The sequence below is a fragment of the Erythrobacter sp. genome (genome assembly GCF_023653175.1).
Lineage (GTDB): Bacteria > Pseudomonadota > Alphaproteobacteria > Sphingomonadales > Sphingomonadaceae > Erythrobacter.
Genome location: NZ_JAMNXL010000123.1, coordinates 1 through 10,968 on the forward strand (window position 1 = coordinate 1; position 10,968 = coordinate 10,968).

Annotated in this window: 14 protein-coding genes; 9 read left to right on the top strand and 5 right to left on the bottom strand. The window is 67.4% G+C overall.

Going from position 1 to position 10,968, the window contains the following annotated elements:
- Nucleotides 1-1,081: FecR domain-containing protein (locus NBV68_RS13295; RefSeq protein ID WP_296310549.1), on the bottom strand; the 1,081-nt coding region annotated here is incomplete at its 3' end.
- A 201-nt stretch (nucleotides 1,082-1,282) separates the two neighbouring features.
- On the opposite strand from NBV68_RS13295, the gene NBV68_RS13300 reads away from it, so the two are divergent.
- Entirely contained in the window at nucleotides 1,283-2,887 is a 1,605-nt protein-coding gene (locus NBV68_RS13300; protein ID WP_296310550.1) for a ShlB/FhaC/HecB family hemolysin secretion/activation protein, read from the top strand.
- 9 nt (nucleotides 2,888-2,896) lie between these two features.
- Here NBV68_RS13300 and NBV68_RS13305 read toward each other — a convergent pair whose 3' ends face one another.
- Nucleotides 2,897-3,193 carry a hypothetical protein gene (locus tag NBV68_RS13305; RefSeq protein ID WP_296310551.1) on the bottom strand — a complete coding sequence of 99 codons (297 nt, stop codon included), beginning with the start codon at nucleotides 3,191-3,193 and terminating at the stop codon, nucleotides 2,897-2,899.
- Between the two features lie 2 nt (nucleotides 3,194-3,195).
- Nucleotides 3,196-4,656: a pyruvate kinase gene (pyk, locus tag NBV68_RS13310; RefSeq protein WP_296310552.1), complete on the bottom strand. Its 1,461-nt coding sequence runs from the start codon at nucleotides 4,654-4,656 to the stop codon at nucleotides 3,196-3,198.
- 65 nt (nucleotides 4,657-4,721) lie between these two features.
- Here pyk and NBV68_RS13315 point away from each other — a divergent pair, with 65 nt between their 5' ends.
- From NBV68_RS13315 to NBV68_RS13325, 3 genes are all read left to right on the top strand, one after another.
- Nucleotides 4,722-5,033 carry a DUF1244 domain-containing protein gene (locus NBV68_RS13315; protein WP_296310554.1) on the top strand — a complete coding sequence of 104 codons (312 nt, stop codon included), beginning with the start codon at nucleotides 4,722-4,724 and terminating at the stop codon, nucleotides 5,031-5,033.
- 81 nt (nucleotides 5,034-5,114) lie between these two features.
- Nucleotides 5,115-5,351 carry a DUF2312 domain-containing protein gene (locus NBV68_RS13320; RefSeq protein ID WP_026092160.1) on the top strand — a complete coding sequence of 79 codons (237 nt, stop codon included), beginning with the start codon at nucleotides 5,115-5,117 and terminating at the stop codon, nucleotides 5,349-5,351.
- Between the two features lie 73 nt (nucleotides 5,352-5,424).
- Nucleotides 5,425-5,772 carry a heavy metal-binding domain-containing protein gene (locus NBV68_RS13325; protein WP_296310557.1) on the top strand — a complete coding sequence of 116 codons (348 nt, stop codon included), beginning with the start codon at nucleotides 5,425-5,427 and terminating at the stop codon, nucleotides 5,770-5,772.
- Between the two features lie 4 nt (nucleotides 5,773-5,776).
- Here NBV68_RS13325 and NBV68_RS13330 read toward each other — a convergent pair whose 3' ends face one another.
- On the bottom strand, nucleotides 5,777-6,568 hold the full coding sequence (locus NBV68_RS13330) for a CPBP family glutamic-type intramembrane protease (RefSeq protein WP_296310558.1): 792 nt from the start codon (nucleotides 6,566-6,568) through the stop codon (nucleotides 5,777-5,779).
- On the opposite strand from NBV68_RS13330, the gene NBV68_RS13335 reads away from it, so the two are divergent.
- The 4 genes from NBV68_RS13335 (at nucleotide 6,568) to NBV68_RS13350 (ending at nucleotide 9,293) form a co-directional block, all read left to right on the top strand.
- Nucleotides 6,568-7,311, top strand: coding sequence for a YebC/PmpR family DNA-binding transcriptional regulator (locus tag NBV68_RS13335; protein WP_296310559.1), 744 nt, complete (start codon nucleotides 6,568-6,570; stop codon nucleotides 7,309-7,311). The two genes, NBV68_RS13330 and NBV68_RS13335, sit on opposite strands and share 1 nt — an antisense overlap.
- A gap of 107 nt (nucleotides 7,312-7,418) precedes the next feature.
- Nucleotides 7,419-7,892: a crossover junction endodeoxyribonuclease RuvC gene (ruvC, locus tag NBV68_RS13340; RefSeq protein WP_296310570.1), complete on the top strand. Its 474-nt coding sequence runs from the start codon at nucleotides 7,419-7,421 to the stop codon at nucleotides 7,890-7,892.
- Between the two features lie 13 nt (nucleotides 7,893-7,905).
- Complete coding sequence (locus NBV68_RS13345; RefSeq protein WP_296310562.1) at nucleotides 7,906-8,253, top strand: arsenate reductase; 348 nt, start codon at nucleotides 7,906-7,908, stop codon at nucleotides 8,251-8,253.
- Entirely contained in the window at nucleotides 8,232-9,293 is a 1,062-nt protein-coding gene (locus NBV68_RS13350; RefSeq protein ID WP_296310564.1) for a glycerophosphodiester phosphodiesterase family protein, read from the top strand. The genes NBV68_RS13345 and NBV68_RS13350 overlap by 22 nt, the downstream gene beginning before the upstream one ends.
- 32 nt (nucleotides 9,294-9,325) lie before the next feature.
- On the opposite strand, the gene ubiG is transcribed toward NBV68_RS13350, so the two are convergent.
- Entirely contained in the window at nucleotides 9,326-10,063 is a 738-nt protein-coding gene (ubiG, locus tag NBV68_RS13355) for a bifunctional 2-polyprenyl-6-hydroxyphenol methylase/3-demethylubiquinol 3-O-methyltransferase UbiG (protein ID WP_296310566.1), read from the bottom strand.
- Nucleotides 10,064-10,112: 49 nt separating this feature from the next.
- Between ubiG and NBV68_RS13360 the strand changes: the two genes are divergently transcribed.
- Nucleotides 10,113-10,968 (top strand): aspartate kinase (locus NBV68_RS13360; RefSeq protein ID WP_296310568.1); only part of this gene is annotated, 856 nt, incomplete at its 3' end.

Below are 10,968 nucleotides of genomic sequence, written 5' to 3' on the forward strand. Positions count from 1 at the left end.
CGCCGTTGCCGTTGTCGTTCCCGCCGCCGTTGCCGTTGTCGTTCCCGCCGCCGTTGCCGTTGTCGTTCCCGCCGCCGTTGCCGTTGTCGTTCCCGCCGCCGTTGCCGTTATCGGTCCCGCCACCGTTGCCGTTGTCGTTCCCGCCACCGTTGCCGTTATCGGTCCCGCCGCCGTTGCCGCCGCCCGGATTCCCATCCGCGCCTGCTCCCGGATTGCCGCCCCCACCGCCGCCCGCGTTGCCTCCGGAGTTGCCGTCCCCGCGGACACTTTCCCTGACAACCGCCACGGCCAGCACCACCACCTCGCCGCTGGCAAAGCCGTTCGAGACCTGGCCGAGATCCTGCGGCGTGCTGACGATCGCCTGATCGATCCGCGGGCTGGTGTCCGGCAGGCTCGCCGCCGGCTGGAGCGAGCCCTCACCGCGGGCCGGAGCCGAAGCCGCAGGCGCGCCCGGAATCTGAGCTGGCGCTGCCGGGGCCGGCGGGCCCGCACCGCGCGCGGGCGAATCCAAAACCTTGCGCCCCTCGCCCTCGATCACCATGCGCAGCGGATCGGCCGCCGCGATCATCGCCACATTGCCGGGCAGGATCAGTTCGACCGCGCCGCCGTCGAGCGTCGCGGTCTCCACTGCGCCCTCGGTGACCTGCAGGCTTGCGCCCTCATTGGTGACGGTGATCACGAAAGTCGTGCCCTTCACCACCGCCGCCAGATAGGGGGTCTCCACTCCGAAATGCGGGTTCGGCTGCTTGCCGATGTTGAACAGCGCGCTGCCGTAGTCCTGAAGGATCTGCACGATCCCGCGCTCGCGTTGGGCTGGAGCGATTCGCAGCTGCGCGTTCTGGCGCATCGTCACGAATTCCTTGCCGCGCACCAGCACAGCCGAAGCGCGCGCGGCGGTGCGCACCGTGGCCCCGGGGGCCAGCAGGGTGCCGACCCTGGCGGGGCGCGCGCCCTGTGCATCGATCACCGTGACCGTGCCCTTGGCTTCGGACACGGTCCACGCCGCCCCTTGCGCAAGCGCAGGCGCACCGCTGAACAGCAGCAGCAGAAGGGGCAGAAAGAGACGTTGCAAGATACGCATAGGGTTCTCCGTATCTGACATCTAGCCGGACAACTCCGGATTTCGTGTTTACGGAGTTGGTTAAAAAATTATGCGGCTGAGACTTGCTTAACTTTTCAAATGTAAGCGGGATGCTCGATTGCTGATGACGGGGGCAAAGCCATTCCGCGGCTGGTTAATCTATGGAGGTGCGCGATCACGGCGCTGGCAGCGGGAACGGGCGTGGTTCCGGCTCTGGCGGCGCAGGACGTGCTCGACCGCACCAATCCGCAAACCCAGGCCAATCGCGACGAACAGGCCCTGCCTGCTGAAGGTCAGGTGCGGATCGAGGTGCTGCCGGTGCTCGACACCCCGCTCTCGCCCTCGGGCGGCCCCGTGCTCGATGTCGGCGCGATCGTGGTCGACGGCCTCGTGGCGATGCGGCAGGCGGATTTTGCCAGTGTGGTCGAACCTTTTGCCGGACGCCCGCTCGACCGTGCCGAACTCGGCCGCCTGACCGACGCCATCGCCGCCCGCGCGCGCGAGGCGGGCTATGTCCTCGCCACCGCCTGGATCCCCGAACAGACCCTGGTGGGCGGCATGCTGCGGGTGCGGATCGAGGAGGGCCGGATCGACGGGGTGCGGATCGAAGGCTCCGACGATCCCGCCATCCGCCGCCAGCTCGAACGTCTGGTGGGCAGTCGCCCCGTCACCCTCGCCGCGCTCCAGCGCGAGGTGCTGCTGGCCGACGACCTGCCGGGGGTCTGGATCCGCTCGACCCGCTTCGACCGCGACGGCGAACGCCGCATTCTGGTGGTCGATGCCCGGCGCAGCGATTTCGGCGGCAGCGTGCTCGCGACCACCGACGGCACCAAGCCGCTGGGGCCGTTCAGGGCGCGCATCGACCTTGACGCCAACGGCCTGATCTCACCGCGCGACCGCGTCGACCTCAGCTTCTCGGCCACCCCGCTCGAGCCGGACGAGCTCGCCTTTTTCAGCGCGCGCTACAGCGTGGTCATCAACGACCGCGGCACCACAGTGGGCGCCTTTGGCTCCTATTCGCGCACCGAGCCCGGCGCCTATCTCGCGGGCCGCGAACTGCTGGGCGAGGCGTGGCAGGGCGGCATCCGCATCCGCCACCCGCTGATGCGCAGCGCAAAGCGCAGCCTGTGGCTCGAGACCAGCGCCGAATTGCAGGACCTGTCGCAGGACAGCTTCGGCACGCTCGCGCGCCACGACCGGATCGCGCTGGTGCGGCTCGGGTTCTACGGTTTCGGTCCGCTCGCGGGCGGCAATCTCCAAGGCCGCGCGACGGTGAGCCAGGGCCTCGCGACCTTCGGGGCGACGCCGACCGGCAGCCCGCTCGCCTCGCGCCGCGATGCCGAGCCCGATTTCACCACGCTGAGCTGGTGGCTCAGCTGGCGGCGCGGGATCGCCCCGCGCGTGAGCCTGCAACTGACCAGCATCGGTCAGCTGTCCACCGTTCCAGTGCTGGTCGGCGAGAGCTTCTCGCTGGGCGGCACGCAATTCCTGCGCGGCTACGACTTCGCGCAGGCGGTGGGCGATGAAGGCGCCGCGGGCCTTGCCGAGCTGCGTTACGATTGGCCGCGCGCGCTGGGCGCGGTGCGCAATGTGCAGCTTTATGCCTTTGCCGACGCGGGCACGGTGTCGAACCTTGCCGCCGGGCGCGGGGGCGAGACGCTGGCATCGAGCGGCGCGGGCCTGCGCACCGACATCACCCGCGATCTCGATGTCGATTTCGAGATTGCAGTGCCGCTCAGCGAAGACCGCTACGACACCGGCGACAAGACCCCGCGCATCAACCTCAGGGTCAGCCGGTCGTTCTGAAGCTGTGTGTCACCGATCCTGCGGCGGGACGGCCAGCCAGGCGGCAAGATCGGGATAGATGACAGTCCCAGGCCAGCGAGGATCGGTTTCGCGACACCAGGTCAGATGCACTTGCGCAACTGAACCGTCGTCCAATCGGAACAGCACATCATCCGTTCCGCCATCCCGTGCGATCAGGACGACCTCGCGCCCGTACAATACATGCTGAGGGCAGACCTCGCGGGCCAGTTCGCGGGGGAAGATGACAAGATCCTCGGGATGTTCGGCGGCATACCATTGCCCTCCCCAATCCACGGGTTCGCCCATGGTTAGTCCTTGTGCTTGTCGAGCTCGTCGCCGGTCACGGTCACCACGTGAAGCAGGTTGGTCGCGCCGGGCGTTCCGAACGGCACCCCGGCCAGCACGATCAGCTTCGCGCCTGCGCTGGCGACCTTGTGGCGCAGCGCCATGCGCTTGCCCTTGCCGATCATCTCTTCAAAGCTGCCGATATCCTTGGTCGCCACCGCATGCGCGCCCCACAACAGCGCGACGCGGCGCGCGGTGCGGGTCGAAGGGGTGAGCACCAGCATCGGCGTCGCCGGCCGCTCGCGGGCGACCCGCCGCGCGGTCGAACCCGAGGTGGTGAAGACTGTGATCGCACTGATCGGCACGGTGTCGGCGATGGTCATGCAGGCATGCGCCAGCGCATCCGAGGTGGTCGCATCGGGCGGCGTCTCGAGGAAGCGCACGCGCGCCTTGTAACCCTCGTCGCGCTCCACCTGCACCGCGATCTTGTCCATCATCGCGACCGATTCCTCGGGCCATGCACCTGCCGCGCTCTCGGCCGAGAGCATCACCGCATCGGCCCCGTCATAGACCGCATTGGCGACGTCGGAGACCTCGGCGCGGGTCGGCGTCGGGGCCTCAATCATGCTCTCGAGCATCTGCGTCGCCACGATCACCGGCTTGCCCGCGCGCCGCGCCATGTTGACGATGTGCTTCTGGAGCGGCGGCACTTCATAGGGTTCCAGCTCGACCCCCAGATCCCCGCGCGCGACCATGATGCCGTCGGCCTGTTCGATGATCGCGTCCAGTCGGTCGACCGCCTTGGGCTTCTCGATCTTGGCGCAGATCGCGGTGCCGTGGGTGCCGATCAGCTTCCGCGCCTCGGCAATGTCCTCGGGCCGCTGCACAAAGGACAGCGCGATCCAGTCCGCTCCCTGATCGGTGGCGAAGGCGAGATCGCGGCGGTCTTTCTCGGTCAGCGCCGGAATCGGAATTTCGGCATCGGGGACGTTCACGCCCTTGCGGTCGGAGATCACCCCGCCAACCTCGGCGCTGCACAGGATGCGGCTGTCATCCGCCTGAAGCACCTTCAGCCGGATCTTGCCGTCATTGATGAGCAGCCGCTGGCCGCGCTCCATGATCCCGAACAGTTCGGGATGCGGCAGGCACACGCGGTTCTCGTCGCCCGGCGTCTCGTCGCGGTCGAGCACGAAATGGCCCGAATGGCGGATCACCGCCTGCCCGTCCTTGAAGGTGCCGACGCGCAGCTTTGGCCCCTGCAGGTCGGCAAGGATCGCGATCGGCCGCGCGAACTGCTTTTCCAGCGCGCGGATCGCGGCGACCACCGGCTCGTGGTCGGCATGGCTGCCGTGGCTCATGTTGAGGCGGAAGGCATCCGCACCGGCCAGCACCAGCCGCTCCAGCATCTCGGGCGAGCGGCTTGCAGGGCCGATGGTGGCGAGAATCTTGACCTTGCGGCCGCGCGGGTCAATCCGTCGTGACATTTATGGGTATCCCTCTTGGCGCGTGCCTATGGCACAGGCGCATTTCAACTCAAGGAAAAGCCGTGATGAATAGCAATGCCGATTCGCTCGACGCACTGGACGATGCACGGGCCGCCGCCGCCTTCCGCCGACTGGTGCGGCACCTGCGGCACCGCCACGATGCGCAGAACATCGAGTTGATGGGCCTTGCGGGCTTCTGCCGCAACTGCCTTGCCGACTGGATCCGCGAGGCGGGCTATCCGGGCGACAAGGAAGCCGCGCGCGAGGTGATCCACGGGATGCCGAGCGCGGAGTGGAAAGCGACCCGCCAGACGCCCGCGACCGAGGAACAGCTCGCCCGCATGGCGGCAAGCGTGGCGAAGAACGCACAGGAATAATTTTCGCGGGCGGTTCAATCGCGGCGAGCGGCTGGCTATCGCACCGGCCAACCGATTCTCATTTTCCGATGGAGCCCCCCAATGGCCGAAACCGCCGACGACCGCCTGCGCCTCCTGATCGAGCGCATCGAACGCCTCGAGGAAGAAAAGAAGGGCATCGCCGACGACATCCGCGACGTCTACATGGAGGCCAAGGCGGTGGGCTACGACCCCAAGATCATGCGCCAGATCGTGCGCCTCAGGAAGATGAAGCCCGACGACCGCAGCGAGCAGGACATGCTGCTGGAGACCTACAAGGCTGCGCTCGGGATGGCGTGACAGCCGCGGCTTGCCATTGAATCGTCGCCGCTCTGTGTTATCTGTCTAACACAGCATCAAGAGGAGAGACACGATGGCATCCCCCTGGAGAGACGCGCGCAGCGTCATCGTCAGCACCACCCCGACCCTCGAAGGCCGGCCGATCGAGGAATACATGGGCATCGTCACCGGCGAGGTGATCGTCGGCGCGAACCTGTTCCGCGATCTGTTCGCCAACATCCGCGACATCGTCGGCGGGCGTTCGGGTTCGTATGAACGCATCCTCGCCGATGCGCGCAAGCAGGCGATCGAGGAATTGCAGGCCGAAGCGGCAGCGCTGGGCGGCAATGCGGTGGTTGCGATCGACCTCGATTACGAGGTGATCGGCCCGAACGGTTCGATGCTGATGGTCAGCGCCAGCGGCACGGCGGTGCGGATCTGAGCGCTCAGCCGAAGCCCGAAGCGGCGGCCAGCACCAGCCCATTATACCCCGCGTGATAGGCGATTGCCGCCTTCAGCCCTGCGCGGGTGCGGATGTAGGCGAGCAGCAGGCCGCCGAGCACCTGCGGGAGCACCACGGCGAGGCCGAGGGGGCTGGCGGGGGCCGTGTAATTGCCAAGGTGGATGAGGCCGAACAAGAACGCCTGTGCCCACACGATGGCGCCGAAGTGACGGATTAAGGCGGGGGGCACCTTGCGGGCATTCTCGCGCTCGCGGGTCAGGCTCCACTGGACGAGGCCAGCCAGCGCCACCGCCGCTCCCGCCCATCCCAGCATCCGGGCGTGATCGGGCACCAGCGACACCCCCGCCAGCATCAGCGCCAGCGCCGCAAAGCCGCAGGCCGCAAAGCGCAAGGCGGCGACGCGCCCGGTCAGCCAGCTGCGGAACACCAGCTCCTCGAGCAGCGGGGCGATCACCAGGAAGGCGAGCGGGCTCGTCGCAAGGCTTTCAGGATCGACGTCCGGCGCGGGCAGCACGCCGGCGCTCCGGCTCGCCAGCCACAGCGGAGCGACCACTGCTGCGAGCAGCAGGAGGTGGAAAAGCGCCGCCGCCAGCACCGCCGCCGTCCGCTCGCGCGCCGAGGCAAGCGGCAGTGCGGCATAGTGCGGCCGCACAATGAAGCGCGCCGCCTCCGTCAGTCTCTCGCGGAAGCGCGGCGCGCGCACCCTTGCATCGCCCTCACCCCCCGGAGTAAGGCCCGCCTCCACATCTGCAACATTTCCGGTGAAGTCGTCCAATGGCAGGCCATTCCAAGTTCAAGAACATCATGCATCGCAAGGGCGCGCAGGACAAGAAACGCGCGGCGATGTTCTCCAAGCTTTCCCGCGAGATCACCGTGGCGGCCAAGATGGGCATGCCCGACCCCGACATGAACCCGCGCCTGCGCCTCGCGGTCAACGCGGCGCGCGCGCAGTCGATGCCCAAGGACAATATCCAGCGCGCGATTGACAAGGCGGGCCAAGCGGGCGGCGAGGACTATGTCGAGATCCGCTACGAAGGCTACGGCCCGGGCGGCGTGGCGCTGATCGTCGAGGCGCTGACCGACAACCGCAACCGCACCGCGACCAATGTGCGCACCGCCTTCAGCAAGAACGGCGGCAACCTCGGGTCGGAAGGTTCGGTCAGCCACGGGTTCGAACGCCGCGGCCTGATAGAATACAGCGCCAGCGTGGGCGACGAGGAGAAGGTGCTCGAAGCCGCCATCGAAGCTGGCGCGGATGATGTCGAAAGCTCGGAGGACGGCCACACCATCTGGACCGCCGCAGATAGCCTCCACGGGGTTGCGGGGGAGCTGGAAAAGGTGCTCGGCCCGGCCGACAACGTGAAGCTGGCGTGGAAACCGGTGCTGAGCGTCGAGGTGGGCGAGGAAGTCGCGACCACGCTGATGAAGCTGATCGACACGCTCGACGATGACGACGATGTGCAGACCGTTTGGGGTAACTACGAGATCCCCGACGAGGTCATGGAGAAGCTGGGCTGACCTTGCGGGAATGGCTGCTGGCGATTGCCCTGGGCAGCGCCTTCCTGCTGGCTGCGGCCTGGCGCATCGGGCTGATCGGCCTGTGAGTGGCAGGCTGTGAGCGCGCGGTGCTGATCCTCGGCCTGGACCCCTCGCTCTCCTCGACCGGCTGGGGCGTGATCCGCGCCGCGAGTGCACGGCTGAGCCATGTCGCCAATGGGCAGATCAGGACCGATCCCGGCGCGCCGATGGCCGAGCGACTGGCGACGCTTCAGGCAGCGCTCGCCGAAGTCATCGCGCAGCACCGCCCGGCCCGCGCGGCTGCCGAAGAAATCTTCGTCAACAAGAACCCCCAGTCGACGCTGAAGCTCGCGCAAGCCCGGGGCGCGGTGCTGGCGGCGTGCGGGGCGGCGGGGCTGACGGTCAACGAACACGCCGCGCGGCTCGTCAAGAAGGCGGTCACCGGCACCGGCGGGGCGGAGAAGGCGCAGGTCGCCGCAATGGTCAGGGTGCTGCTGCCCGGCGTGGCCATTGCCGGGAGCGACGCGGCCGACGCGCTCGCCGTGGCGATTGCCGATGCGCACCTGGGGCCGCGCCACTGAACAGGAGCGAAGCATGATCCACCTCTATGGCATCCCCAACTGTGACACCGTGAAGAAGGCGCGCGTATGGCTGGAGTCGCAGAGTCGCGATTACACCTTCCATGATTATAAGAAGGAAGGCGCCGATCCCGAGCGGGTAGCGGGCTGGATCGCCGCCGCTGGGCTCGACAGCGTGGTGAACCGCAAGGGCACGACCTTCCGCGCGCTTGGGGAGGAAGACAAGGCCAGGGCCGCCGACAGTCACACCGCCGTCGCAATGCTCGTCCAACACCCCAGCATCATCAAGCGGCCGATCGTGGAGCATGCCCACGGCGTGCTGGTCGGTTTCAAGGAGGAAGAATGGTCCGCAGCCTTGCTCTGATGGCGCTTGCCGTGCTGTCGCCCGTGGCGGCCAGCTCGCAAGACAGCGACATGCTGGTCATCGCCCACCGCGGCGCGAGCGCCGAGCGGCCCGAGCATACGCTCGCCGCCTATGAGCGCGCGATCGATCAGGGCGCGGATTACATCGAGCCCGATCTCGTCGCCACCAAGGATCTGGTGCTGGTGGCGCGCCACGAGAACGAGCTGTCGGGCACCACCGATGTTGCCACCCGCGAGGAATTCGAGGATCGCCGCCGCGACAAGACCATCGACGGGCGGGTGGTGGCAGGCTGGTTTAGTGAGGACTTTACCCTTGCCGAACTGCGCACCCTGCGTGCGAAGGAGCGCATCCCCACGATCCGCCCGGCCAATGCGCGCTTTGACGGACTCTATCAGGTGCCGACGCTCGCCGACATCGTGAAGCTGGTGCGCGCCAAGGAGGCCGAGACGGGGCGGCGGGTCGGGATTTATCCGGAATTGAAGCACCCGACCTTCCTGCTCCAGAACGCCGGGATCGACCTTGTCGACCTGCTGCTGCGCGACTTCCGGGCGCTGGGCATCACGGCGTCCGACCCGGTGTTCATCCAGAGCTTCGAGGTCGCCCCGCTCCAGCGCCTGCGGACCCGCGCGCCGGGCTTCCGCCAAGTGCTTCTGGTCGAGCCGCTGGGGGGCCCGGCGGACGAGCCGTCGCTGCGCTATACCGAGATGGTGACGCCGACCGGGCTTGCCGAGGTGGCGAAATATGCCGATGCGGTGGGGGCCTATGCGGGGATGATCCTTACCGACGAGGGCGAGCCGACCTCGCTCGTCGCTGATGCCCATGCGGCGGGCCTCAAGGTCCATGCCTGGACGCTTCGGATCGAAAACGACTTCCTCCCGATGCGCTTCCGTCGCCCCGGCGAAGGGGGAGAGGGCTGCTACAACAAGTTGTTTGCGGCGCTCCGAAAGGCCGGAGTCGACGGGGTGTTCACGGACAGCCCCAAGCAGATCGTCGCCGAACGCAAAGGTGTGGTGTGGAACGGCTGGTGCGCTCCCGAATAACCGTCACCCCAGCTTGCGCTGGGACGGCGACTTTACGCGCGCTTCGCTGACAGGATATAATTGAGCGACATATCCTCCGACAGGTGCAGTCCCTTGCCCGGCCTCCACGCGATCCCGCGCTTTGCGGTCACTGTCAGACCCGCGTCTGCCAGCAGCGTCTCGAGCTCCTCGGGCGTGACGAAATCCTCCCAGTGGTGGGTGCCGCGCGGCACATAGCCGACCGCCTCCGCCGCGCCGACCAGCAGCACGCGGCTGGCCGCGGTGCGGTTGGGGGTGGACATGACGAGCAACCCGTCAGGCGCCAGCCGCGCCGCGACGTCGGCGAGGAAAGCGGGCTTGTCGGCGACATGCTCGATCACCTCGACGCTGGTGACGAGGTCGAACTGGCCGATGTCGAGCCCTGCGACCTCGCCCGCCATGTAACGGATATCGAGCCCCACACCGTCAGCATGGGCGGCCGCCGCCGCGACATTCTCCGCCGCCGCATCAACGCCTGTCACCGCCGCGCCCAGCCGTGCCAGCGGCTCGCACAGCAGCCCAGCGCCGCAGCCGATATCGAGCGCGGACTTGCCCGCCAGCGGCCTCACTGCCCGCGCGGCATCAGGCCAATGCGTGTCGATTGCGTCCCGCACGAAGGCCAGCCGCACCGGGTTGACCTGATGCAAGCTCGCCATCGGACCCTTCGGATTCCACCAATCGCGCGCCAGCTTTGCGAAAAAATCTGCCTCTTCAGGGCGAATTGTAACATTCGAGATGTTTGCGTTTCCCATGAACCCACCCTAACAGCGCGCGCGAACACTCACCAGCAGGAGCTTGTCCTTGGCCCGCATCGTGATGAAATTCGGCGGCACCTCGATGGCCGGGACGGAGCGCATCCGCCGCGTCGCCAATATCGTGCGCGCACAGGCCGCGCGCGGCGATTCGGTCGCGGTGGTGGTCAGCGCCATGGCGGGCGAGACCGATCGCCTCGTCAATTTTTGCCGCGAGGCGAACCCGCTCTATGACCCGGCCGAATACGACGTGGTCGTCGCGAGCGGTGAGCAGGTCACGAGCGGCCTCCTCGCGCTCAGCCTGCAAGCACTGGGCTGCAAATCGAGAAGCTGGCTCGGCTGGCAGCTGCCGATCCACACCATCGAGGCCCACGCCAAGGCGCGCGTCGAATCGATCGATGCGGACGCGCTGATCGCCTCGATGGAAGCAGGCGAGATCGCGGTGATCCCCGGCTTTCAGGGGCTTTCCGAGGACAATCGCGTCACCACATTGGGGCGCGGCGGATCGGACACCTCGGCGGTGGCGGTGGCAGCCGCGATCAAGGCGGATCGCTGCGACATCTACACCGACGTCGACGGCGTCTACACCACCGACCCGCGCATCGTCGCCAAGGCGAAGAAGCAGAAGGCGGTGACCTACGAGGAAATGCTCGAACTCGCATCCGTGGGCGCGAAGGTGCTCCAGACCCGCTCGGTCGGCCTTGCCATGAAGGAAAAGGTGCGGGTGCAGGTGCTATCGAGCTTCATCGGCGAAGGCGCCCCGCCCGCCGATGATCTGCCCGGGACGATGATCGTCTCGGAGCAGGAAATGGACGAATTGGTGGAGAAGGGCCTGATGGAACGCCAGCTTGTGACCGGCATCGCGCATGACAAGAACGAGGCCAAGGTGATCCTCACCCGCGTGC